Origin of the sequence: Flammeovirga sp. EKP202, from assembly GCF_014534745.1 — a bacterium.
Lineage (GTDB): Bacteria > Bacteroidota > Bacteroidia > Cytophagales > Flammeovirgaceae > Flammeovirga.
Window position 1 is genome coordinate 110,404 of the sequence record NZ_JACVVP010000019.1, and the last position, 26,015, is coordinate 136,418.

Annotated in this window: 23 protein-coding genes and 1 tRNA gene; 10 read left to right on the plus strand and 14 right to left on the minus strand. The window is 35.0% G+C overall.

The annotated features are described in order from the left end of the window. Positions 1–118: 118 nt before the first annotated feature. Together IC221_RS13515 and gpmI are read right to left on the minus strand one after the other, a co-directional pair. Positions 119–883: a ParA family protein gene (locus IC221_RS13515; protein WP_188169474.1), complete on the minus strand. Its 765-nt coding sequence runs from the start codon at positions 881–883 to the stop codon at positions 119–121. Between the two features lie 199 nt (positions 884–1,082). Beyond that, a complete protein-coding gene (gpmI, locus tag IC221_RS13520; RefSeq protein ID WP_044202292.1) occupies positions 1,083–2,606 on the minus strand; it encodes a 2,3-bisphosphoglycerate-independent phosphoglycerate mutase in 1,524 nt (507 codons plus the stop codon). 283 nt (positions 2,607–2,889) lie between these two features. Between gpmI and IC221_RS13525 the strand changes: the two genes are divergently transcribed. The 8 genes from IC221_RS13525 (at position 2,890) to IC221_RS13560 (ending at position 9,974) form a co-directional block, all read left to right on the plus strand. Further along, positions 2,890–3,351, plus strand: coding sequence for a hypothetical protein (locus IC221_RS13525; protein WP_188169475.1), 462 nt, complete (start codon positions 2,890–2,892; stop codon positions 3,349–3,351). Between the two features lie 100 nt (positions 3,352–3,451). Further along, positions 3,452–4,102 (plus strand): hypothetical protein, encoded by a 651-nt coding sequence (locus IC221_RS13530; protein WP_188169476.1) that lies wholly within the window; start codon positions 3,452–3,454, stop codon positions 4,100–4,102. A gap of 112 nt (positions 4,103–4,214) precedes the next feature. After that, positions 4,215–4,556, plus strand: a complete 342-nt coding sequence (locus IC221_RS13535; RefSeq protein WP_188169477.1) for a hypothetical protein — start codon at positions 4,215–4,217, stop codon at positions 4,554–4,556. Positions 4,557–4,661: 105 nt separating this feature from the next. Then, entirely contained in the window at positions 4,662–5,879 is a 1,218-nt protein-coding gene (locus IC221_RS13540) for a pyridoxal phosphate-dependent aminotransferase (RefSeq protein WP_188169478.1), read from the plus strand. A gap of 57 nt (positions 5,880–5,936) precedes the next feature. Continuing rightward, a complete protein-coding gene (locus IC221_RS13545) occupies positions 5,937–6,920 on the plus strand; it encodes a bifunctional heptose 7-phosphate kinase/heptose 1-phosphate adenyltransferase (protein ID WP_188169479.1) in 984 nt (327 codons plus the stop codon). A 2-nt stretch (positions 6,921–6,922) separates the two neighbouring features. Continuing rightward, the gene (locus IC221_RS13550) at positions 6,923–7,825 is read left to right on the plus strand and encodes a cation diffusion facilitator family transporter (RefSeq protein WP_188169480.1); all 903 of its coding nucleotides are present in this window, start codon (positions 6,923–6,925) and stop codon (positions 7,823–7,825) included. Between the two features lie 14 nt (positions 7,826–7,839). Beyond that, positions 7,840–9,336: a GH3 auxin-responsive promoter family protein gene (locus tag IC221_RS13555; protein ID WP_188169481.1), complete on the plus strand. Its 1,497-nt coding sequence runs from the start codon at positions 7,840–7,842 to the stop codon at positions 9,334–9,336. 236 nt (positions 9,337–9,572) lie between these two features. Further along, positions 9,573–9,974 (plus strand): response regulator, encoded by a 402-nt coding sequence (locus IC221_RS13560; RefSeq protein WP_044202301.1) that lies wholly within the window; start codon positions 9,573–9,575, stop codon positions 9,972–9,974. Positions 9,975–10,053: 79 nt separating this feature from the next. On the opposite strand, the gene IC221_RS13565 is transcribed toward IC221_RS13560, so the two are convergent. The 3 genes from IC221_RS13565 to IC221_RS13575 form a co-directional block, all read right to left on the minus strand. Continuing rightward, entirely contained in the window at positions 10,054–11,499 is a 1,446-nt protein-coding gene (locus IC221_RS13565) for a SpoIIE family protein phosphatase (protein WP_188169482.1), read from the minus strand. Positions 11,500–11,897: 398 nt separating this feature from the next. Then, entirely contained in the window at positions 11,898–12,698 is an 801-nt protein-coding gene (locus IC221_RS13570; protein ID WP_188169483.1) for an SDR family oxidoreductase, read from the minus strand. A 59-nt stretch (positions 12,699–12,757) separates the two neighbouring features. Continuing rightward, on the minus strand, positions 12,758–13,261 hold the full coding sequence (locus IC221_RS13575; RefSeq protein WP_188169484.1) for an AbfB domain-containing protein: 504 nt from the start codon (positions 13,259–13,261) through the stop codon (positions 12,758–12,760). A gap of 231 nt (positions 13,262–13,492) precedes the next feature. Here IC221_RS13575 and IC221_RS13580 point away from each other — a divergent pair, with 231 nt between their 5' ends. Beyond that, positions 13,493–14,662 (plus strand): iron-containing alcohol dehydrogenase, encoded by a 1,170-nt coding sequence (locus IC221_RS13580; RefSeq protein WP_188169485.1) that lies wholly within the window; start codon positions 13,493–13,495, stop codon positions 14,660–14,662. A gap of 120 nt (positions 14,663–14,782) precedes the next feature. Here the strand turns inward: IC221_RS13580 and IC221_RS13585 are convergent, their stop codons facing one another. From IC221_RS13585 to IC221_RS13615, 7 genes are all read right to left on the minus strand, one after another. Beyond that, positions 14,783–18,277: an efflux RND transporter permease subunit gene (locus IC221_RS13585; protein WP_188169486.1), complete on the minus strand. Its 3,495-nt coding sequence runs from the start codon at positions 18,275–18,277 to the stop codon at positions 14,783–14,785. Positions 18,278–18,291: 14 nt separating this feature from the next. Then, complete coding sequence (locus IC221_RS13590) at positions 18,292–19,458, minus strand: efflux RND transporter periplasmic adaptor subunit (RefSeq protein WP_188169487.1); 1,167 nt, start codon at positions 19,456–19,458, stop codon at positions 18,292–18,294. A 16-nt stretch (positions 19,459–19,474) separates the two neighbouring features. Continuing rightward, a complete protein-coding gene (locus IC221_RS13595) occupies positions 19,475–20,908 on the minus strand; it encodes a TolC family protein (protein WP_188169488.1) in 1,434 nt (477 codons plus the stop codon). Beyond that, positions 20,905–21,549 carry a TetR/AcrR family transcriptional regulator gene (locus tag IC221_RS13600; RefSeq protein ID WP_188169489.1) on the minus strand — a complete coding sequence of 215 codons (645 nt, stop codon included), beginning with the start codon at positions 21,547–21,549 and terminating at the stop codon, positions 20,905–20,907. The genes IC221_RS13595 and IC221_RS13600 overlap by 4 nt, the downstream gene beginning before the upstream one ends. Before the next feature lie 351 nt (positions 21,550–21,900). Continuing rightward, positions 21,901–22,338 (minus strand): hypothetical protein, encoded by a 438-nt coding sequence (locus tag IC221_RS13605; RefSeq protein WP_188169490.1) that lies wholly within the window; start codon positions 22,336–22,338, stop codon positions 21,901–21,903. A 21-nt stretch (positions 22,339–22,359) separates the two neighbouring features. Then, positions 22,360–22,824, minus strand: coding sequence for a DUF4920 domain-containing protein (locus IC221_RS13610; protein ID WP_188169491.1), 465 nt, complete (start codon positions 22,822–22,824; stop codon positions 22,360–22,362). Positions 22,825–22,988: 164 nt separating this feature from the next. Then, positions 22,989–23,915, minus strand: a complete 927-nt coding sequence (locus tag IC221_RS13615) for a peptidylprolyl isomerase (RefSeq protein WP_188169492.1) — start codon at positions 23,913–23,915, stop codon at positions 22,989–22,991. A gap of 465 nt (positions 23,916–24,380) precedes the next feature. On the opposite strand from IC221_RS13615, the gene IC221_RS13620 reads away from it, so the two are divergent. Further along, a complete protein-coding gene (locus IC221_RS13620) occupies positions 24,381–24,794 on the plus strand; it encodes a response regulator (RefSeq protein WP_188169493.1) in 414 nt (137 codons plus the stop codon). Between the two features lie 67 nt (positions 24,795–24,861). Here IC221_RS13620 and fabD read toward each other — a convergent pair whose 3' ends face one another. Beyond that, entirely contained in the window at positions 24,862–25,731 is an 870-nt protein-coding gene (fabD, locus tag IC221_RS13625; RefSeq protein ID WP_044202316.1) for an ACP S-malonyltransferase, read from the minus strand. 208 nt (positions 25,732–25,939) lie between these two features. Next, positions 25,940–26,013, minus strand: a tRNA-Asn gene (locus IC221_RS13630). Between the last annotated feature and the right edge of the window lie 2 nt (positions 26,014–26,015).

Genomic DNA, 26,015 nt, shown 5'->3' on the forward strand with positions numbered 1-26,015 from the left:
AAACTTAGATTAACTTCTCTAATTAAATTACGACTTTTTCAAAACAATATTATGGTACCGTTTGTTTCGCTAAGAATATTTATATAGATACTTTAAAAATCAAATTTAAGAACTCATTTTAAGGCAAAACTGAAATCAATTCTCTAGCTACTCTCATGTATGCCATAGCTCCTACTGAAAGCGGAGCGTAATCATAAATAGATTGTCCAAAGGACGGAGCCTCTACTAGTTTAACATCAATTCCTACATAATTTTCAAATACTCTGATCCCAAAGTTTTCTTTGATATGCTTATGAATTTCATGGGTGACTGTTCTTCTTGTATCAAACATAACAGGTAAAATACCTAAAATTGTCAGCTTATTATTCAATGTTTCTTTTATCTGAAAAACAGTTTCTAGTATTTGAGAGAGACCTTGCATACTTAAGACTTCCATTTGTAAAGGCACAAAGATATGGTCTGCGGCTGTAAGTGCATTAATACTTAAAATAGATAAAGCAGGGGCACAATCAATCAAAATAAAATCAAACTTATCTCTGACCTTATCTACCGCATTTTTTAGAATAAACTCTCTTTGGTCGGCATTCACCATATTGACCTCTGCATCAGCTAAAGATACATCTGAGGCGGCGATGTATACCTTTTCTCTTTTTATTGCTATTTCTTTCAAATTAGCGTCTTCAGTCAGAACATGAGTCACTGATTTGGTATATTCATTCTGAATTCCAAAATGAAACGTCATATTTCCTTGAGCGTCCATATCTATCAGTAGTACCTTATTACCTAACTTTCCCAAAGCTACACCAAGGTTGGTAGTGGTCGTGGTTTTACCTGTTCCTCCTTTCTGATTTACAATAGCGATAACTTTTGCTTGACGCCCCATATATTAAATAAAGTCTTTCTTTTCTGATTGATATTTTTTTAAGCCTCCAAAGTGATTCATTTTTTATGAATTTCCCTCTGATTGATGAAGTTCGAAAAAAAACTTAAATAATTAAAGTTCAAACTATTTTATTTCAAAATAAAAAGGCTACCCATTGCTGAGTAGCCTTTACGAAATTTATTTATGAATTACTTAATAATTAGATTAAGCAATCTCCTGTCATTTCTTCTGGTTGATCCACACCAACAATTTTCAATACTGTTGGAGCGATGTCACCTAACTTACCGTCTTTGATTTCACCATCAAAATCAGGATCAACAAAAATACAAGGCACCAAGTTAGTAGTATGTGCTGTGTTTGGAGAACCGTCAGGGTTTCTCATTACATCTGAGTTACCGTGGTCAGCAATAACGATTGAAGAATAACCGTTGTCTAAACCAGCTTCAACTACAGCTTTAGCACATTGATCAACTGCTTCACATGCTGCTACTGCTGCTTCGAATACACCTGTATGACCTACCATATCAGCGTTAGCGAAGTTTAAGCAAACAAAGTCAGCTTCACCTTTTTGTAATTCAGGAACAATTTTGTCTCTGATATCACCAGCACTCATTTCAGGTTTTAAATCGTAAGTAGCTACTTTTGGAGAAGGAGCTAATAAACGAGTCTCACCTTCGAATTCTTTCTCACGTCCACCAGAGAAGAAGAAAGTTACGTGAGGGTACTTTTCAGTTTCAGCAATTCTGATTTGCTTTTTACCTGCACCTTCTAATACTTCACCTAATGTTTGTGATAAGTTATCTTTATGGAATAATACATCAACACCTTCAAATGTCTCATCGTACATTGTCATTGTAAGGTATTTGATGTCTAATTTCTTAGTACCACCCTCTTCAATATCTCTTTGTGATAAAGCTTGAGAGATTTCACGACCACGGTCAGTACGGAAGTTGAAGCAAAGTACGACATCACCTTCTTCGATTTTCGCTACTGGCTCGCCGTCTACTGTATTTACTAATGGCTTCACGAACTCATCCGTTACGTCAGCGTCATAAGAAGCTTGGATAGCGTCTTGGATGTTCGTTACTTTTTCACCTTCAGCATTTACCATTACGTTGTAAGCTAAAGCTACTCTTTCCCAACGGTTATCTCTATCCATTGCATAGTAACGACCTACTACTGAAGCAATTTGACCAGTAGTTTTAGCCATGTGCTCTTCAACGTCAGCAATAAAACCTTTACCTGACTTAGGGTCACAGTCACGACCGTCAGTGAAAGCATGAACGAAAACTTGATCTTTATCAAAACCTGCCGCGCTTGCTGCAGTTAATAATCCTTTTAAATGTCCAACGTGAGAGTGAACACCACCATCAGAAACAAGACCCATGAAGTGAACTTTTTTGTTGTTCTCTTTTGCATAAGTAAATGCGTCTTGTAATTCTTTAATATCAGCAATAGATCCGTCTTGCACTGCTTGGTTGATTCTTACCAACATTTGGTATACAACACGACCAGCCCCAAGGTTCATGTGACCTACTTCAGAGTTACCCATTTGTCCTTCAGGAAGACCAACAGCTAAACCAGAAGCCTCTAATTTACTATGCTTATATTTGTCATATAATGAATCTACGAAAGGTGTATTCGCTTGTGCAATAGCAGACACTTTTGGATCAGGACCAATTCCCCACCCGTCTAAGATCATTAAGATTGTTTTCTTGTTCATGATGATAATTTTATCGTCTTCTTTTTATAATAAAATGAATGCGGCAAATATACAGTTTGTTGCGAGTTATATAAATGATATTCATCACAATGTAGGTACAAGTTTGAGGTTTTTAAAGTGTCGAAAAAACCTTTATGAAGGTGCTTTTAATAGGAATTATGGCATACATATTTTACTAATTAAAATAGAGAAGTTATTCTTGAAATAGTCCTATAAAGTTTCGTTGTTTTATCGTACATTAGACGTATCAACTACACTTATATATTAACCCTTATCACATTTTATGAATATTATACCAAAAGCACTCATTGTCGTCTTCTCTATTTTTTGTTTTTTAGCTTGTGAAAATGCAGATATTGCCAATACTGCCTCTGCAGTAGAAGGAAATTATCTGGTTACTTCTATCTCTGCAAAAACAGGACAAGGGCAATCTTCGTCACAATCGTTGACAAGCAATGATATTATTACACTAAGAAAAGTAGGAGATAGAACAGTAGATGTTTACACTTCTGTTCAATCTGTTTCTGTAAAGCTTGGTTCTTCTCAAGAAGATTTCCTTAAAAAAGTATATCCTGAAGTACTAGTGGAAGGCAACCTAGAAAATGGTTCTTTTAAATTATCAAAAGTCGTCAATTTCGATACAAATGCCGCTATCAGTGGTTCTATTGCTGATGACGGTCGTTTAACCCTCTCGTATCGTATCTCTGGAACTGAGTTTTTCTCTATTGAAGCCGTAAGAAGATAAATCTTGCATCATTTTTGACGTACATCTTCTAACATTGTTTAGATGAAACCCAAATCTAGTCGATGTCGAATCTATAATTATGATCATATATTAAACTAGTATGAAAAAACTTTTAATTCTATTCGTCTTTTCTTTAACTGTTTTTACGTCATGTAGTGACTCTGTAGATGATGCTGTCAATAGTATTATCGATACTCTAATTTCTTACGGAGAAGCTTCTGCTAAAATAGACGGCACAGATACAAATCTGAATAACTATGCAGGATTCAGAACTTCGGCAAATATCACTTCTATCTATTTTTCAGATATCAAGTTTGATATTACAAACACTGACTTAAAAGGTGATGCGATTCTTTGTTTCTTACATTCTGATTTAGTAACAGCAGGAAGTAACATCAACATTTCCCTTTCTAATATTCTTCAGATTGGAGGAGATGTTAAAATGGCAGGTGTTGGAGTTTTATTCTTAACTGATGTGTCGGCTAAGGACCTTTTTGATTTAGTTTCTGAATACAATAGAAGTCAAAACGTTGCGAATGTAATTCAGATTGCAGGACAAAAGGATATTTCGGTAAAACAAGCGTCTGTAGCTAATATCTTGAATGGTTATATCAACTTTAGCTTTACTGATGTTTCAGAAGATAAATTATCAGGTACTTTCAGCTTCAAAGCATTTGGTTCTGATAATACTTCAGTTGAAGTAACAGAAGGTACTTTTACAGATACACCTAAAGATCTTACGAATCTTTAAGAGATAAAATAACTTCAAAAGTGGCGTTTAAGAGCATTAAACGTCACTTTTTTTTATGCCCATTTTTTAGTAAATTATAGAGCGCCCAATTAACAATAAAACATCCCATAACATGCTCTATTTACTATTCATCGCCCTCCCTATTCTTACCCTTTTTTCTCCACAAGAAAAAGAAAAAAACAACACCTCCAAAGTTCTTTTTGAAGTCATTAATTATGATGCTCAACAACTGAATGGACTCGAACTAGAAATTTATGACGACGATAGATTAGTCGCTCGTCTTAACACAAAAAACATCACCGCTATATCTTTACCGAAAGAAGAATATGAATTCATTCTTTACTATTGTAATGAGGTCTTTAGTGTAAAAAAAGAAGTTGTTGCTCAAAGGCATCATTTGGTGTTCGTGGTGGGAGAGAAAAATTGTAAAGAAAACTTACTATTCAGTAAATAATCACAATGATTGGTATTTAATACCTGAAAAGAAAGGAAGTATTCATTCTAAACCTTAATTTCGCAGTCTACAATCTAGATTCGAGGATAAAAAAAAGTAATTAGAATGGAATCAAATACTGAAACAAAACTTACCTTATCAAATCGATTTGATAATATTACAGAGTCTGCCACTTTAGTAATGGCTGTAAAAGCAAGAGAACTTCAAGCTAAAGGCGTCAACGTAATCAAGTTGAACCTTGGTGAACCTGACTTTGCCACTCCACAATATATTCAAGACGCAGCCAAAGAGGCAATTGATGATGGTAAGTATTTTTCGTATCCTCCAGTACCAGGTTACCCTGAGTTAAGAACAGCTATTGCAGAAAAATTACAAACTGAAAATGGTTTGGATTATAAAATGGAAAATGTGGTGGTATCTGCGGGTGCAAAACACTCTATCGCCAATGTAATGCTAAGTATTCTCAACGAAGGGGACGAAGTTATTGTATTCTCTCCTTATTGGGTTTCTTACACTGATCAGATTGTGTTGGCAGGTGGTAAACCTGTTATCCTAAAAGGAGAAATCGAAAATGACTTTAAAGTTTCTGCTGAGCAATTAAAAGCGGCAATTACCCCAAAGACAAAAGCCATATTATTCTCTTCACCTTGTAACCCTACTGGAACTGTTTTCACCAAAGAGGAGTTAAGAGAGATTGCTGACGAAGTGAAAAAGCATGATGACCTTTATATCGTTTCTGATGAAATTTATGAATACATCAACTTCGGTGGTCCTCACGTAAGTATTGCCTCTTTTGACGACGTAAAAGACCGTACAGTAGTAGTAAATGGTTTTTCTAAAGGCTTTGCAATGACAGGATGGAGAATTGGCTACATCGCCGCTCCTGTTCATGTAGCAAAAGCTTGTATCGTTATCCAAGGTCAAGTGACTTCGGGTATCAATACCATCACTCAACGTGCTGCTTTAGCTGCATTGAAAGGTGATCGCTCAGTGATTGAAGAAATGAGATCGGCTTACTTGAGAAGAAGAGATTTATTAAAAGGACTTTTAGACGATATCGAAGGAGTAAAAACCAACCTTCCACAAGGTGCATTTTATATCTTCCCTGATTTCAGTTCATATTTCGGTAAATCATTCAACGGTAAAGTCATCAAAGATTCTTCAGATTTAGCATTATACTTCTTGAACGAAGCACATGTTTCTACAGTAGCTGGTGCTGCATTTGGTGCACCAAACTGTATCCGTATTTCTTATGCTGCATCTGACGAGGAACTTGTAGCTGCTTGTGAAAAGATTAAAGTTGCTTTAGCAAATTTGAAATAATTATGAAGAGGTAATTCATGAAAATGGGTTACCTCTTATCCTAAAATATTGATATAAATGGCACTAAGTGTAAAAGAGGCCTTAGAAAAATTTAATGGCTTAAAAGCTTTAGTTATAGGGGACGTAATGATCGACTCTTACATATGGGGGTCTGTAGATCGTATTTCTCCTGAAGCTCCAGTACCTATTGTTAATGTCAACAAAAGAGAATCAAGAATGGGAGGAGCAGCCAATGTTGCCAAAAACCTACATTATCTTGGTGCTCAACCCATTTTATGTGCTGTAATTGGCAAAGACAGTCAAGCCGATACTTTCTTGGATTTATGCGATCAACTCGGCATTCCTAAGGAAGGTTTGATTCAAAGTGACAAAAGAGTGACTACAGTGAAACATCGTGTGATTGCAAGTGCACAACATGTACTTAGAATCGACAATGAAGATAGTTCTCCAATCAATGCTGATGATACTCATTTATTATTGGAAAGAATTGAAGAATTATCAAACGATGCGGATGTCATTATTTTTGAAGATTACGACAAGGGTGTACTTACGCCTGAGTTAATTCAAAAAGTAGTTGAAATTGCCCATAAAAAAGGTATACCAACAACAGTAGACCCTAAGAAAAGAAACTTTCTAGCCTACGAAGGTGTCACGCTTTTCAAACCTAATCTTAAAGAAATGAGAGAAGGATTGAAGTTTGACTTTGAGGGCGATGTCATAGACGAAGTAAAGGCTGCAACGAAGCTTCTAAAAGAGAAAATGGATAACCAACACACTATGGTTACACTTTCTGAACATGGTGTATTTATCTCCAATCATTCTGACGATGTTCATATTCCTGCTCATAAAAGAGAGATTGCTGACGTTTCAGGAGCTGGTGATACGGTAATCAGTATTGCATCTTTGGCATTAGCGGTTGGTTTGCCAATGGACAAAGTGGCAGGGTTAGCCAATCTAGGGGGTGGTTTAGTATGTGAGCATGTAGGAGTAGTGCCCATCAATAAAGCTGCACTATTAGAAGAAGCTGAAAAGAAACTTTAAATATGATTTCAAAGGAAGAAAAAAAAGCTGCATTTAAGACGACTTGGCTGAGTATTTTTGGAAATATTGTTCTTACGATTACAAAAGGTACAGTAGGAATTCTGGGAAACTCACAAGCCATGATTGCCGATGCGATAGAGTCTTGTGCAGATATTATTTCTTCTTTTGTCGTTTTAATTGGTTTGAACTTTTCGACCAAGGCTCCTGATGACAATCACCCTTACGGTCATGGAAAATTTGAACCAATTGCCACCTTTATAACGGTTGGCTTTCTCGTTACCTCAGCACTTATTATTGCAGAACAAAGCATAGAGCGGATACTATCCGGTGACGCTACTACTCCCTCTTCGTATACGCTGATTGTGCTGGGAATCATTATTTTAATTAAATACCTTCTGTACCGCTTTGTAAAGTACAGAGGCAAAATACTTAATAGCTCTTCATTAGAAGCCGATGCAGGACATCATAAAAGCGATGCTTTAATCTCTTTATCTGCTTTTATTGGTATTGGAATATCAATATATGGCGGCGAAGGCTATGAAGCTGCTGATTCATGGGCCGCGTTATTTGCTGTTGGAATTATTCTGTTTAATAGCTACTTATTATTCAGACCTGCTTTTGGAGAGATTATGGACGAAAACCTTTATGATGACCTCATTGATAAAGTAAAACAAGAAACCGTGAAGGTGGATGGAGTAATTGACACAGAAAAATGCTTTATTCGCAAAATGGGCTTTAAATTTTATGTAGATCTTCATATTATTGTCAAAGGTGAAATATCAGTGAGAGAAGGGCATGATATTGCTCATAATGTCAAAGATTCATTGAAAGCTGATTTTAATGAAATAGCTGATATACTCATTCATGTAGAACCCAGTCCAAAAGAAGACAAACAATTTACTTAAGACTTCCTCTTATCATGGGATTTAAATCTTTTTTAAGTAAGCCTTTAGCGGCTTACATCGTAAAGCAACAAAATGAATGGGCCAAAAATCCAAGCCGTTCTCAAGATAAAGTTTTTCAATCTTTGATTCAGGGTGCGAAAAATACAGCCTTCGGCAAAGACCATAATTTTGGAGATATCAGAAATTATGACGACTTCAAGAAGAATGTCCCTATAGTAGATTACGAGGCGTTACGCCCTTATATCGATAGAATTATCAAAGGTGAAAATGATGTACTTTGGAGAGGTGCTCCTGCTTATTTTGCAAAAACTTCAGGTACCACTTCGGGTGCGAAATACATTCCATTGACAAAAGAATCCATCCCAAATCATATTAATTCAGCTCGAAACGCCATGTTGAATTACATCCATGAAACGGGGAATTCAAAGTTTTTGGATAAAAAATTAATTTTCCTCTCGGGTAGCCCTATTCTAGGAAAATCTGGAGAAATACTTTCGGGTAGACTCTCTGGCATTGTCAATCATCACGTACCAGGTTATTTGAGAAGAAATCAAATGCCTAGTTATGAAACCAACTGTATTGAAGATTGGGAAGTTAAACTAGAGCGTATTATTGATGAGACAATTGCACAAGATATGTCGTTGATCTCAGGTATACCACCTTGGGTTCAAATGTATTTTGACCGTATTATTGAAAGAACAGGAAAGTCCATTCAAGAAGTCTTCCCCAATTTTGAATTATTCATATATGGAGGAGTGAATTTTGAGCCCTATCGTAATAAATTATATGATTCTATTGGAAAGCAAATGCCTTCGATAGAGCTTTTCCCTGCTTCAGAAGGCTTCTTTGCCTTTCAAGATTCACAACATGAAGAGGGAATGTTATTACAGCTGGATTCGGGTATTTTCTATGAATTTATTCCTTCAGAAGAATATTTTGATGAAAACCCAACTCGTCTAAAAATTGATGAGGTGGAAGTTGGAAAAAATTATGCCTTGATCATTAATTCCAATGCCGGACTATGGGGATATTCAATCGGCGATACCGTAAAATTTGTTTCCACAGATCCTTATCGAGTGATTGTTTCAGGTAGAATCAAACATTACATTTCTGCTTTTGGAGAACATGTCATAGGAGAAGAAGTAGAAAAAACTATGAAATTTGCTTTAGAGCAACACCCTGAAGTGAAAATCACTGAGTTTTCTGTAGCTCCGCAAGTCAATCCTACTGATGGATTACCTTATCATGAGTGGCTGATTTCTTTTGAAAATGATCCTAATGATTTAGATGCTTTTGCACTCACATTAGATCACAAACTAAGAGAATTGAATACTTACTACGATGACCTTATTACAGGAAGTATTACAAGAACTATTGTGATCACTCCGCTTCAAAGAGATGCCTTTCAGCAATACATGAAGTCAATTGGTAAACTAGGTGGACAAAACAAGGTTCCTAGGTTGGCAAATGACAGAAAAATTGCTGATAAGATCATTGAATGGAGAAAATAAATGTAATCTCTCAATAAAAGCTAATATTTATTGAGAGATTTTTTTTATTTTCGATTTCATAACATATCAAATGTAAAGTAGAGTTTTGGAGATTCTTTCAATTATACAAGAGCTAATAGTATTTAATTTAGAAATTGGTGCAATACTTACTATATTTTTTGTATTTTAAAGTGGAATTGAATCTTTATATTAAACCAAGCTAGTTAAAAAATCAAACTACTATCAGAGGTCCAATTATGAGTAAAAAAATAAAAACTATATTGCTTGTTGATGATAATGACACTGACAATTTCATCAACAACAGAATAATAGAGCTAACTGATTTCGCTGAGGAAATTGTCATTAAGAACTCTGGTAAAAAAGCGTTGGAGTTTCTACAAGAACGTTTTGATTACAAAGGGAATTTACCAAGTTTAATCTTATTGGATATCAACATGCCTATTGTCGACGGATTTGTATTTTTATATGAATTTGAAGCGTTTCCTGAGGAACTTAGAAATCAATGTAAAATAGCCATCCTTTCAAGTTCAGACAATGAGTCCGATATTGAGAGAATTGTGAATAACGAATATGTAATTAAGTTTATAACCAAACCACTAACCGAAGAAGGGTTGTTAGAAGTGGGAGAATTACTATAATTATAAACCTAAGATATTATATTAAAAAAGGTACTTGCTTTCTAAAATCAAGTACCTTTTTGTTTTACCATGAATTTGGCTAGTGATGTATTGCTACAAAAACTGTAATATCGTCCCTTTGTTGATAACCTTCGGTTTCATAGTTCAGTACAGTTTCCAATTCATTGATACAATCCTTAGTGTATTTAAGGTAATATTTCTCCATTATATTTCTGAAACGTAGAGAACCTATTTTTCCATTCACACCATTTTGATCCACATAGCCATCAGTATACAAACAAATCAATGTGTCGGGTTGAATTTGTATATCAGTGACCTCAAATACTTTATCTTTTTTGAATTTTCCACCAATTGATCTTGTAGTCGACTTCAGAGGAATAATTCCCGAACTATCTACCAACAAACCTTTGCCTTTTGCTCCTGCATATTGGAATCGATAATCATGATCAAGATACGCTACTGAAATGTCCATCCCATCTTGATTACCATCTACTGACGACTGACGTAATTTTTCAAAGAAATAATGGTCCATTCTCTCTAACAATTCAGCAGGAGATTCTGGTAATTCCTGCAAGCGATCCAATGCTTCTAAGCCAACCATAGACAGCAACGCTCCAGGTACTCCATGTCCTGTACAATCTCCTACCACAATTAAAGTCCTGTTACCAAACTTCCTAGCAAAATAAAAATCACCTGAAACATGGTCTCTCGGTCTGAATAAAATATTGACCTCTTTAAAAATCTTATTCAATTCCTCTTTTGAAGTCAGCAATGCCATTTGAATTGTTTTAGCATAGCGGATAGAGTCAGTCACGTGCTCCAATGACTTGCTCAATTGTAAATGGCTTTTCTCTATTTTATCTCTTTGTGACTCTATTTCTTCCTTTTGTGCATTAATCTCTTCATTGGTTTGAGAAAGTTCTTCACCAAACTGAATCAATTCATCACTATTTTTCTGCAACTTACTTTGAAAAAGGGAAGTTTGCTGATCAATCGATTTTACATCATTACTGATATTTGCAAGAATACCCAAGTCCAATGTCCAATTGAAAATAACTTGTTGCGTTGAGGTCAATGGGTCAAAAAGAGGACCTCCATTCGTCAACTCAATGATGAGCAAAGTACACAACAAGATGAAATTGTAGAGCAGAATATACCTACTTGCTTTCTTTCCTAAAAACCAATAGGAAGTAACAAGTGTAGTTGCTAAAAATGCTACTGCATGTGATTTTATCCCTCCAGTTGTTATTGCTAAAGCAAATAACATCGAGGACATAACGTACAAATAACCTGTACAAAGGGTCATCCATTTCAACTTTTTCTTCAACAAGAAAAGCGATAAAACAATGAACATTCCAATGGTTGAAATGATTGTTGTTAAACTAAATTGAAAGTAGTAAAACCCTACTAAGGAAAAGAATGTAAAAAGTAAAAAACTAGACTTTGTCTTTCTCCAAAAGCTTTTCTCTTTGTCAAGCTCTATTTTATTGCCATAAAGCAATTGAGCGTTTAGATGTGAATTCATAAAATACCATTTAAGGCGTCATGAAACCTTCTGTCATTCCATTTTTATTCAGTCAAAAAATGGGTAAGGTTACATGCGTTAATAAGTGAAGCGAAGAATCAATTTAATCATCATTTTTCGTGTAGTAAACCACACAATTGTATAACGGAATCCCACTACACAATCGTTAATTTCAAACACGATCAAAATGTAATCAATAAATATGACAGTTTTTTAATTAGTATACATTGTTGTGAGGTGTTTTTTATCAATAAATGTTTATAAAATTTTTGAAGAGTGAAACTGAAAAACTTCTAGGTGTCTATTTTGTTATGTTGATTGACTCTCCGTAAAAAAAATGTTGTTTTGAATTAATTTCAAAAAATAAAAAAAGGATACTTTTCAGTACCCTTCCTTTATTATTTTAAGCCGTAAGCTCCTCGTATCATTTTCTCTGCCACCTTATCAGGCAAAAATCGCTTTGCAAAAGCCAACAAACTTGCATTTCCTCCAGAAACATAAATTGGAGAAGGTGCATTGGTTTGAATTACTTTCATTACTGTATCAGAGATCACCTTTGAAGATTCTGCTTCTGACATGCTTCCTTTTACGCTTTGACGAATATTATCAGCATAAGGGAAATATTCAGATCCTTCAGGGCAATTAAAATCAGGAACAATGTTGGATGCAATGTGATTAGGTTCCACTAGAGCTACGGTTACATTAAACTCTTTCATCTCGCTTCTAAGTGACTGAGTAAAGCCTGAAACTGCAAACTTTGTAGCTACATAAGCTGAGTAATAAGGTGCTGCAAAACGCCCATTCAATGAACCAATATTAATAATCATTCCTGAGCGTCTTTCTCTCATTTGAGGTAATATTTTTCTTGTTAAATCAATCAGACCAAAGAAGTTCACTTCAAACAAGTACCTGTATTTTTCCATCGTCGTCTCCTCTACAGGTCCAATCTGCGATTGACCGGCATTATTGATCAATACATCAATTTTTTCTTCCTTTATTTCTTCCCAACACTGAGCGATACTTTCTGGACTAGAAACATCCAAAGCCACATAACGAACACCCTCTAATTTATCTTTTGTTCGTTTTGGGTTTCGGGAAGTACCAATCACTTGATATCCTTTCTCTACCGCTGCTTTTGCAATAGATCTACCAATTCCTGAAGAGGCTCCAGTAATGAATAAGGTCTGCTGATTTTTCATAGTTTATTTATTTTCCACAAAGGTAATAAATACCGCCAACAAGAAAGAGTAGGCATTAACTATTGTTCTACCTCAAGTAAAAAAGAAGCATCTTCTGGATTCGGGTTTTCAACTACCCATAATTCCTTCCCATTTTTAAGGGAGATATAATATGTAGGATAATTTGTTGATACAAATGAAACTGTATTTTCACCCGTAAACCCCTTTATGATTTTAAACGTAGCATCTGCTTTAAATAAGTTAGTACCATCTGATTTATGCCATTTTAATTGAGCATTTTGATGTCTTAGGTAAAGTTCGGGCTCTATTAATAATGCAAATGATACTAGATCAGGATTGGCTAAGCCAGGTACAACTTTTACCATATTGTAGGCCTTGTCACGTCTTTTCTTTTTCCTCTCGACAATTTTACCGATACCCCATTCTTGTCCGATGACATATGACTGATCTTTGTAAGGTGTTATTACAGCATTTTTATTTTGAAGTTGCCCCATTGATTGTGCTGTACATACTTCTACTCCTAAAAAGCAGAGAAACAGCAATGACAAAGTTTTAAAATACATAGTGTTAAAAATGTAGAATGATAAAAAAAATTTCCTCCTTTATTTGGAATAAGTTAGTCTAACTTGATCAATTATAAAGCCAATACATCGAACTTTAATTATTTATAAATTCTCTATTTCTACTTTTTTTCTAAGATCAATTATTTTATTCCACATTTTTTTAGCATTTGTAGAACACTTTAATTAATTAGTTGTTTGAACATATGAACCGCTTAATAATACATATTGGTAATGAAAAATTTTGAACTTTGGAACCCAACCCGCCTCGTTTTTGGAGAAAACAGAATTGAGGAAGTCAACAAACATATCCCCGCTGATGCTAAAAACATCCTTTTAGTTTACGGAGGAGGAAGTATCAAAAAAAATGGAATCTATGATGATGTAAAAAAATCATTGGCTGACAAAAATGTGGTTGATTTCAGTGGTATTGAACCTAACCCTCGTTATGAAACAATCATGAAAGCAAGAGAGGTGGCAATCCAAGAAAACATCGACTTCATCCTTGCTGTTGGTGGTGGATCTGTAATCGATGCTACTAAATTCCTTTGTGTTGCTATTCCATTTACAGAAAGTGACCCATGGGATATCATCAAAAAAGGATTGGGTAAAAAGGTGAAAGAGGCTATTCCTTTTGGCACCGTGCTTACTCTTCCTGCCACTGGTTCTGAAATGAACTCTGGCTCTGTAGTAACAAGAGAAGAAACAAAAGAAAAACTGCCTTTTGGTGGCCCACTTTGTTTCCCTAAATTCTCTGTACTTGACCCAAGAGTTGTGGCTTCTCTTCCAGAAAGACAATTAGTCAATGGTATCACTGATGCGTTTACTCACGTTCTGGAACAATACCTTACTTACCCTGCTCAAGCTCCACTTCAAGACCGCTTTGCTGAAGGTATTTTACAGACGCTAGTAGAAATTGCTCCTCAAGTTATTGCCAATCCTGGCGATAGTACTTTAGCTGGTAATTTTATGTGGTGTTGTACAATGGCATTGAATGGCTTGATTCAACAAGGTGTACCTACAGACTGGGCTACGCATATGATTGGTCATGAGTTGACAGCTTTGTATGAAATTGATCATGCTCGTACTTTGGCGATTATCGGCCCTAATTTGTACAGAGTAATGTTCAACAACAAGAAAGATAAATTAGTACAGTACGGAGAGAGAGTTTGGGGAATTACTGAAGGTTCTGATGAAGATAAAGCACAAGCTACTATCGAAAGAACTGTTGAGTTTTTCCACTCTATGGGTATTAAAACAAAGATTTCTGATTATACAGATAATCACTCAGAAGTAGTAAAGACCATCACTTCTCGTTTCGAAGAACGTAAATGGGTTGGTCTTGGTGAAAGAGGTGATATCACATTGGAGAAAGTCCAAGAAATTGTAGAAATGAGTATCTAAGTTTCCTTATCATCAACTATAGAAAAAGGGTGAAAAGTTAATGATTAACTTTTCACCCTTTTTCTATAGTTGATGAGATGAAGAATATGAACTTAATCACATTCTTCATTTCAATTCATCTTAGTTATGAACTGCTTTCTTCTTCTCACCTGAAGTAAGGTTTTGGAAGAACCAGCCTAATTGTTCCGCTAATAATAACATTACTGGTACTATGACCAAAGTTAAGAAAGTAGCGAACGTTAGACCATAAATTACAGTCCATGCCATAGGTCCCCAAGTATCTGCGTTTGGACCACCGAAATAGATATCTGCATCAAAGTGAGCAAACATTCCGAAGAAATCAATGTTCATACCTGTAGCCAATGGAATCAAACCTAATACGGTAGTAATCGCTGTCAACAATACAGGACGTAAACGAGTGAAACCTGCTTGCTCAATACATTCGATCAAGTCTTTGATTGGTAAACGGTCATCAGGATCCATACCTAATTTCTCCTTTTTGGCCACTACTAACTGATCTGCACAGTCAATCAATACAATGGCGTTATTTACTACAATACCTGCCAATGAAATAATACCAATACCTGTCATGATGATTACAAATGGGTCATTGAAAATGATCAGACCTAATAATACACCAATCAAACTGAACAATACTGAAGCAATAATAATGAATGGCTTCACGAATGAGTTGAATTGAGAAACAAGGATCAAGAAAATTGCACACATGGCAATCAACATCGCTCTACTTAAGAAAGCCATTGATTCTGCTTGGTCTTCTTGTTCACCACCAAACTTGTAGTTGTATTGTGCTGGCATCTCATAAGAAGCCAATAAGTTTTTCACGTTTTCAACTACCACTTGGTTGTTATAACCTTTCGATACGTTAGAACTCAATGTCACGACTCTATCCAAGTCTTTTCTCTTGATCTCACCTACAGTTGTACTGTAATCTAGTTTTGCTACTGAAGAAACTGGTACTTGGTGGAATTGTCCTTTATTATCTCTGAAAGTAACTCTTTGGTCATTCAAAGTTGATAAGTCGTAGCGATACTCATCTTTCAAGCGAAGTTGAATAGGATAATCGTCTTCACCGTCCTTGAATTTAGAAACTTCCTGTCCATAAATAGCAGTACGCATATTTTGAGCTAACAAACCTGTTGAAACTCCAAAACGTCTTGCTTTATTACGGTCAATATTCACTAGTAATTCTGGTTTACTTACTGAAATATCAATTGATAATTTATCAATACCAGGGATACCTGATTGCTCAATCATGGCTTTCATTTTCCCTGCCTCTTTGATCAACACTAAGTAATCCTCACCTGTCAATTCAATTGAGATCGGTTTACCAGTAGGAGGACCATTTTGTTCTTTATCCGTTACAATTTCTACACCTGGAATATCCTTCGCGATTTTAGCACAAAGTGTCATTACTTCCACTGAACTTACTCCATCACGCTTTTCATAAGGAACAAAACCTACAGCAATTCTGGCTCTGTTTGGTGTTACTGTATTGGCTGCACCATCTTGAGGATCATTTGTGTTTTCACCAACATTAGCTACAATCGATTCAATGATATCGCTATACGGAGATAACTCTTTATATAACCTCTTCTCAAGATCTAAAGCAATCTTATTAGTTTCTTCTACATCTGTACCTTGTGGAGCCTCAATGTACATGTATACATAACGAGGGTCTGAATCAGGGAAGAATTCGATCGGCACTTTACCACTACCCAATCTAGCTCCAAACCAACCAATTGAAATCACAAGGAAAGCTGAAATACCAGCAATTAAGAAATAAGGCATTTTACCTTTTAAGGCAAACCTTAATGTAGTTAAGTAAACAGACTCAAGTTGTGTTAAGAATACATTCTGGAAATAATAAGCCAATCTTTTTAAGACTATTCCATCAAGCAAAGCGATAGTAGCTCCCAACATTAATACATTACCTAATGAATAAGTTGGCCACATAATATATCCTGGAATCGATAATACTAAAAGTACAAGTCCAATAGTTACTTTAGTCTTATTGATCGTTCTGTACGCTTCTTCTGAATCGACTTTCATGTATTTAAAAGCAATCACTGGGTTGATCACCAAACCTACAAATAGTGATGATGCTAATACCGAGATCAAAGTAATTGGTAAGTATTTCATAAACTCACCCATAATACCTCCCCAGAATGCCAAAGGAACAAAGGCTGCTAAAGTTGTAGCTGTTGATGAAATAATTGCCAATGCAACCTCACCTGTACCTTGTTTTGCAGCTTCCTTGGTGGTCATTCCTGACTCCCTCAGTCGGTAGATATTTTCAATTACCACAATGGCATTATCCACTAGCATACCTAAGGCTAGGATCAAGGCGAATAATACTACCATATTGATAGTTACGCCCAATGAACTTAAAATCAAGAAAGATAAGAACATTGATAATGGAATAGCCATACCTACAAACAGAGCATTTCTTAATCCCATAAAGAATAGAAGAACCACTACCACTAGGATCATACCTGAAATGATACTGTTCTCTAAGTTCTTAAGCGAAGTTTTCATCTCGTTTGATTGAGACTCTGTAATCACAATATCCAAATTGCTTGGTAGGTAGTTATCTCTGGCATCATCTAAAGCTTCCATGATTTTATCAGTAGCATCGATTAAGTTTTCACCACCTCTTTTCACTACTTTAAGAGATACTACCGGGTAGGCTCCTTTTGAGTTGAAGTCAGAAGAAGCTAAACGTGCATAACTCTTACGTTCTACATAGCTATCTTTAATCTCAGCAAGATCCTTCAAATAGATTGTATTTTGATCTTCCGACTTTACAATCACATTCTTAATTTCCTCCACTGTTTTGAATTCACCATCTACACGCAACGCTCTACGGAAACCATTACCCATTTTCACATCACCACCTGACATGGTTACGTTTTCATTGGCAATCGCATTAGAAATATCTGAGAAAGCCAACTGCATCGCATCCATCTTATAAATGTCTGCATTAATTTGGATCTCTCTTTCTACTGAACCCGTAATATCTACACGGGATACTTCTCTAAACTCCTCCAATTCATCTTGAAGATCTTCAGCATAATCTTTCAGTTTTTGAATTTCAAAATCACCTGAAAGGTTAATTACCATAATTGGAATCTCAGAGAAGTCCATTTCCTGAACATCGGGATCTGTATCTAAATCGGTTGGTAATTCACTTTTCGATTTATCAACGGCATCCTTTGTATCTTGAAGTGCTTTTGAGATTTCTACATCTTCATTAAACTCCACAGTAATTACTGAGAAATCTTGTGCTGAAGTTGAAATAATTTCTTTCACACCTTTCATTGATTTCAATTCCTTTTCAATAGGACGAGTAATCAATGATTCAATATCTACAGGCGAGTTACCTGGGTGCATGGTACGAATGTATACCATTGGAATACGGATCTCAGGAAACTGTTCCTTCGGCATTCCAACATAAGATGCCATACCAAATACTGCAATAATTACCGTTAGGATAAAAATTGAAGTACTGTTATTGATAGAAAGACTACTCAACCCAAATTCCTTTGAGCTTGATTGTTCTTCTTCCTTATTTAAATTAATATTTTCCTTCATCAGTCTGCTCAAAATTAAATTTGATAATCAACAACTCTAACTTGCTCACCATTGATCACTTCAGAATAACCCTTATTAATTACTCTCATACCTGCTTTAATACCAGATGTGATCATAGTGTTTCCTTTGTAAGATTTACCAGTTTCAATATCAACTTTTCTCACAACATTCTGCTTACCCTCTTTGTTTTCAAGGATATAAGTAAATGTTTCTCCATTAGTGTTTTTCTGAACAAGGTTACTTGGAATTGCCACTGCACCCTCTTGAGAGAAGTCATTGATCGTAACAACCGCCATTGTATTTGGCTTGATGTCTAAACCTTTTTCAGAAATGCGCATACGGATTTTGAAAGTTCTATTTAATTGATTGATAGTTTGACCTACTACATCAACTTTCATATCTCTTTCAATTTCCAACATTGGGAATTTCACTTTTACTTTATCTCCTCTTTTTACAACTCTACTGTAAGCTTCAGAAACATCAGCAACTACTTCAATATTTGAAATATCCACTAAACGAGCGTAAGGTTGACCTGCAGGGCCCATTTCACCTTCTTTCATAAAGACTTCATCCACTTTACCCGAAATTGGAGCAATGATATAGCCTTTGTTTTCCTGCTCTTTTAAGCTTTCTAATTTTGCTTCTAAAGACTCTTTATTATTTTTTGCTTGAAGGTATTGTACTTCTGAACCGATACCTTGCTTCCACAATTGATCTTGCTTTTCATAAAGTACTTCCGCTAACTCTAAGCTTGTTTTTACTTCGTCGATCTGTTTTTGTACTAACTCAACATCTAACTTGGCTAAGTATTGTCCTCTTTTTACAAAAGCACCTTCTCTAACATATCGCTTTAAAATACGACCTGTTGTCTCAGGAGCTACCACTACATTTTTGTTTGAAGTTACATCTCCAGGAACGTCCACATAGTGATTAAAAGTAGCAGCATTAACATCAAAAACTGTCACAGGCTTTAAAGTATTTACTTCAGCTTTTGGGCCACCTAATTCTTTAATTTCTGCTTCTAATGTATGAATATCACTTTCTAACTTTACTAATTGTTGTTGATATTCTATTAATTGAGCTTTTTTTGCTTCAACAGAGTTTTCATCCTCTCCGTCCCCACAGGCAGATACAACCGAAGCAACTGAAAGTAATGTGATTAATTTATATCTTGATAACATATCTATTTTTTCTATTTTATTTTTCGTTATTCAACTTTAATGTCTTTTGATCCTTTTCAAAATCCTCACTATCAACGTACTCTAATAGACGTCCATTCGCTTTTTCGTAAGATAGTTTTGCTATTAATACTTCATAAAGAGAGTTATAAAATGTATTAGCAGCTGCTGCGTAATCTTGTGAAGAGGTTGTCACTTCTACTGAAGATCCTACACCATTTTTAAACTTAATCTGAGTATTCGTATAAACTTTTTCAGCTACGCCCATGTTTTTCTCCTGTAGATTAAGCGTTGCCATATTTGTTTCATAAACAATACGAGACTGTTCTTGCTCAATAGAGATCTGACGTTCTAAATCAATACGAGTATTGAATAATTGCTGACCTTTAAGTTTTCTTTGTTCCACTCTTTTTTGACGACCTAATCCATCAAAAAGAGAAATACTTAGAGACACTCCAACGTTTCCAAAATCACCAGCTTGATCAAATTGAGTTACAAAACCATTTCCACCAGCATTGAAACCATAACCAGCAAAAGCGTATAATTTTGGCCAATATTCAGCTTGAATAGATTTAATATCATATTCATTTAATTTAATATTCGTTTGTAAAATTGAATATTCAATTCTGTTTTTTGCTACAGCAAGGTCAGTTGGTGTTACAATAAAATCTCTAAAGTCTTCTAGCTTCTCAGCTAAAGCTAATGGTGAATTAATATCCATACCCATTTGAAATTTCAATAATTTCTCAGCAATCACATTCATTTGTTTTGATTGTGTTTCCTGAATCACCATACTATTGTAATTAACCTCAATTCTATTTAGTTCAGTCTCTTCTACCATACCCGCTTCATACATTGCTTTGGTTTCGTTGTAAAGACCTTCTAAAATTTCTCTATTCTCAATAATTAATTTCAAGAATTCTCTTTGAACCAATACATAATAATAAGCTTGAGTAACCGATTCTGCTACATCAATTTTAGAACGAATCAATTCTTTTGAAGCTAATTCTGTATAAACTTTCGCAGCTTGAACTCCGATAAAGAATGTTCCATCAAAAAGAAGCTGATTTAATTTTAACTGAGCATTTGTAGTATATTGAGGACTGAATTGAACCCCTACAAAGTCTCCTGGCTGTGAACCTGGAGGGGCATTATCACCCATAATTTCAACAGGTAAGAAGGCTTTTTGGATTTTCACATTATCAACAAGTTGTCCTTCAATATCCAATTGAGGTAAACCCATTGAGATAATTTCTCCTACTTTAGCTTGAGAGATGCCCTGTTCTAAAACAGCATTTTTAATTGTACCCGTATTTTGGAAAGCATAGTTGATACAATCTTGCACACTAAATAATGGCACACCTTGTACATTAGTGGTTGTTTGTTGTGCAGACAGTTGTAAACTAAAAAATAAGCTTAAAAAAGCTACGATCCATTGAAGGACGTTTTTCATAAGTTTGTAGTTTGTGATTCTTGACTAATAAATTCGTTTAGGTATTGATCCAATAATTTGACACCATTTGGAGTGGCAATACCTCTAATAAAGTGTTTGAATAATTCCACTTGTAGCTTGGCTACTGGAAACCGGTCATGTGGGAATACAGAAGTATCAAAAGCGACCTCTACTTGCCACATTCTCATTAAAACTAACATTTCCACATCAATATCATTATAGAAATGTCCTTCTGAACTCCCCTGTTTGATGATTGATATTAAAGTTTCATGAAAGCACCCTTCTTTATGGCATTCGTATTTATCCCATACTTCAGGATAAAACTTCTTCAAGTCCATAAAAACTGAAGGATTAATCGCACGCATTCTTTCATAAAAGAAATAAAATATTTTAGCCAGTTTGAAAACACCATCCTGGTCTAATTTCCCTACTCCTTCTATAAATTTTGAGTCCTCTTCCATATAAAAAGAAAGAGTGAATTCGATAAGTTCTTTTTTATTTCTAAAGACATTATACAAGGTTTTTTTAGACATGCCCAATTGCTCAGCAATGTCTGACATTGTCACTCTTTTGAGCCCTAAACCTTGAAATTGTTTTCGTGCTACTTCAATGATACGAAGACGTAATTGATCATTTACCACGACAGATATGATTGACTATTTAGTTAGAGTATGATAAAAGTTAAGATGAAATGAATTGTCATTAGGCACCTGTAATTAAATGAGTTTCATAATTAATTAGATGTTTAATTGACGAGACAAACATAAGGAAACCCAAAGTAATAAAAAAGTTTCCATGGTTTTATTTTACTTAATTTTAAAAAATATTCCATGGAAACTATTGTTTTGTTAAAATTCACATTTGTTTAATTGAAAATAGGTTGAATTTATTCGATAACATTGCACTTCAAACACATGAGTTTGAAAAAAGTTTAATAAAAAAAGAGGTGAATTTTTGAATGCTTCACCTCTTTCATTTTGCCTCTTTATAAATTATATCTTATCGAGATACAACTTTTTAATTCTCACATTTGGCCCAGGGCATTGCGTCTCATGGCAATTGACACACAATGAAACGGTATTATTAAAAAACTCCATTTGTCCTTTCAAAGGAATCTCTTTTTGCTGAGCTACATGTTTGATAAACATTTCTGCTTTTTGTTGGTAATCTTTTGTAGCTGTTTTTCCTTCTTCTGTTGGTACTGCGGTCAAAATATGTCCCACATCCAAAGAAATATTACTCAATGATTCACCTTTAAGTATTGCACTTCTTTGTGCTTCCATTTGATCTGTTGCTCCACGCATCAACCATGCTAATTCTGATCCTCCATTGGGGTACCTCGAATCAACTTTTTCTTTAGGCTGTTGACAACAAATAAAAGAGAGTAGGATAAAACTGATAGAAGCTACAATAGAAATGTACTTTTTCATTTTCAACACTATTATGACTATTTAGTTTTCGATGGCTACACCTTCTGCCATAAAAGTATATTTTACTTCAGGTGCATCAATTTTAGCAATCTCTTCTTCTGATTTCCCTGCATCCTCTGCATAGTGCTTTAATGTTGGCACATCAATAACCTCTTTTTTAGCCACACCTTTAATGACTGCCTTTTTCCCCGCAGCATCTTTTGGGACAAAAAATTTGTAATCTTTGAATTTCACAAAGACATCTTTTTCTCCTTCACCCATTGGCATGGTCAACCAACATCCTTTTTTCTGACAAACACCTGTAATTTCACCTTCCAATTGTATGTTCACAGTTTCTTCCTGTTCTAGTTTTGACTTTAATGCTGAAGAGGCAATAGCATTTTCGATTTCAAAAGTATCTCCAAAATAAGCTACATCTTGAGATTTTTTTTGTTCACAGCTGAAAAACAACAGCAATGAAATTAAGGCTAAATGAATAGATTTCATGTTAGTAAGTTCTATGTTTATAATTAAATTAGTTATTTCAGTACCATTCCTAGTACTTAACAAAGGTAAGTACTAATACAAAACTATTTAATACGATTCCCTATTATTGTTTTGCAATTTCTAAATACCATGAGCATCGAGAAATTAATTTACAGCGTGCTGACTTAATGAATTTTCTTTAAAAGTTGCTCTACATAAACTGAGGGAACTTCTTCCACTGTAATAGACATTTTAATATCTTCTACAGGTCTATTTTGAGGATTTACTTTTTGTGCAGCAATTTTATCAATGACTTCCAAGCCTTCCACTACCTGTCCGAATACTGTATATTCTCTATCAAGGAAGGGTGCTCCACCGTATTTTGTATATGCGATACGCTCTTTTCTTGTTGGTTTTTCAATCAGCTGTACCTCATACTTTTTCTCCATCATAGGAATACACTTCTTCATCAGTCGTTTTTGACCTGCCACATCCCCTCTTTCTCCTAATTGTACATAAGCCTGATTAATTCTAGAATATTCAGGATCTTCAATCAAAGAAGAAAAATATTGATTCACTCTTTTATAATCTGTTTTGGAATCATAAAGGCTCTCTTTTGTGTATTTTTTTCCATCTACAATATAAAACTGACAACCACTTGATTTTTTATCTGGATTAGAAGGACCTCCTTTTCTTGCCATTGCCAAAGCACCTTTCTGATGAAAATACTTGTAATTGATTTCTGCAGGCAAAAGATCTCCTATTTCTCCCCTTCCAAGATTTTCATTTTCATCTGCAAATCTTGAATCAGGGTCACCTCCCTGTATCATAAAACCGTTAATTACTCGATGGAACAATAAACTGTCATAATAATGTTGACGGACCAATTTTATAAAGTTTTCTCTATGAATTGGTGTCTCTTTATAGAGAATTATCTTCATCGCTCCATATTCTGTCGTTAGGGTTAATAAAAAGTCGTCATTAGGATCTTCTACCTCTGTAGCCACTTCTTTGCCCTCTTCCCAATCACCATTTTGAGATTTTGAACAAGAAAAACCTATTAAACTGACCAGTATTAGATATAAAAAAGCTGTTTGTAATTTTTTTTTCATTTTTTTCTCTGTCGGATATATTGTTTTCGACTTTTTGTCGTTATAAAAATAAATGCTTAGTAATCAGACTGAATAACTTATGATTGTTATTCGCTATTTTTTTGTAATTACAACGCTCAAAATGCATGACTAGAAACTCTAATCATTTTTTAAGGTAGTGATATCAAAGCAATAGTAATCAAAAAGTTTTTCTGATTACAAAATACTCATCATAAATAAATTTACGTTGTATTATTTATTTATAATGTGAGACACGAAGTTAAGTACCAGTTCAGATGTAAACGAAGTTTTACCATTTCTTTTTTTGCCCTATTCTTTGTTGGATGATCATTATGTAACCTAGGTTATGCTATGTTATCCTATTTTGAATAGAAGAAAAGTGACCAGCTAAGATTCTCCGTTTCTTTTGTACTAATACTTCATAAATGATAATCAAGACAAGGACCAAGATTAAAATAGCAACTTATGACGATGGCGTTCTCAAACAGCATAGAAAGACCTATGGTACAAAACAAAGCAATAGTGGTTGATAATAATATTATCAATGCACACTATCTTAAAAAAATCCTTATGGATGAAGGACTAGACATTAATGTGATTACTGAAACAAGTCAATTATTTACACTGATAGATAATCCATCGGTGAAAATGGTATTTCTGGATTCAGAAACACTTGGTATGTACTTACAAGAGACAATCAACAAACTTCAAGATTACTGTCAAGCAAATGATAGAGAGATTACAATTGTCGGTACAACTCCATACTCTTTGGCAGGTGCAAGAAAGAAACTTATCAACTTGGGTGTACAGTATGCTTTAAGTACTCCAATTTATAAAAAACACCTTGCGGAAATCTTAAGTGCAAGTATCATTGCATAAAAAAGCACCGTAATAGATCAAACTACTACAGTGCCATTTTTTATTTTGTTTCTACTTATCTCTTCTTCTATAAAGAAGTAGTAGGCATCTTACGGTCTACTTTTTTTACAAGACCTGACAAAACTTTACCTGGTCCACACTCAATAAACTCAGTAACGCCATCAGCGATCATTGCTTGAACAATTTGCGTCCATTTTACAGGAGCAGTCAATTGTGCAATCAAGTTTTCTTTGATTACTGCTGGATCAGTTTGTGGTTTAGCGTCTACATTTTGGTAGATTGGGCATTTTGGAGTGTTCAATACAGTCTCCTCAATAGCCTTTTGTAATTCAGCTTTTGCTGGCTCCATAAATGGAGAGTGGAACGCACCACCTACAGGAAGTGGTAAAGCTCTTTTTGCTCCCGCTTCTTTTGCAGCTTCACAAGCCTTCTCAATTCCTTCTTTGCTACCAGAAATCACCAATTGACCTGGGCAGTTATAGTTGGCAGGTACTACACCTTCAACACCTTCACATACTTTTTCTACATCCTCATCTGAAAGGCCTAAGATAGCAGCCATTGTAGAAGGGTTCATTTCACATGCTTTTTGCATCGCTGCAGCTCTTTTTGCTACTAACTGTAAAGCATCTTCAAAGTTTAATGCTCCACAAGCTACTAAAGCAGAGAATTCTCCAAGAGAGTGTCCAGCAACTACGTCAGGAGTAAACTCTTCTGCACATAATGCAGTGATTACTGAATGAAGAAATACAGCAGGTTGTGTAACGTTTGTTTGTTTTAATTCTTCTGCAGTACCTTCAAACATTACGTCAGTGATACGGAAACCAAGTATATCATTGGCTTTTTCAAAAAGTGCTTTAGCCTCTTCATTTGAGTCATATAGCTCTTTACCCATACCAGTAAACTGAGCTCCTTGTCCTGGGAATACGTATGCTTTCATATAAAATATCTTTATTGGTTGATAACAATATTCATCAGTATTTCACCTCAAAAAGGTGGAAAATACATGGTCTAAAAAAATTGCAACGGCAAAGATAAATGATTTATCCTCTTTGTCTTATGATTTAAATAAGATAATGGATTGATTTTGGGAATTTCTATCATCTTTGGGCAACAAAAAAGCCTTAACATTTCTGCTAAGGCTTTTGCTCTCCTTCTTGGACTCGAACCAAGGACCCTCTGATTAACAGTCAGATGCTCTAACCAACTGAGCTAAAGGAGAAA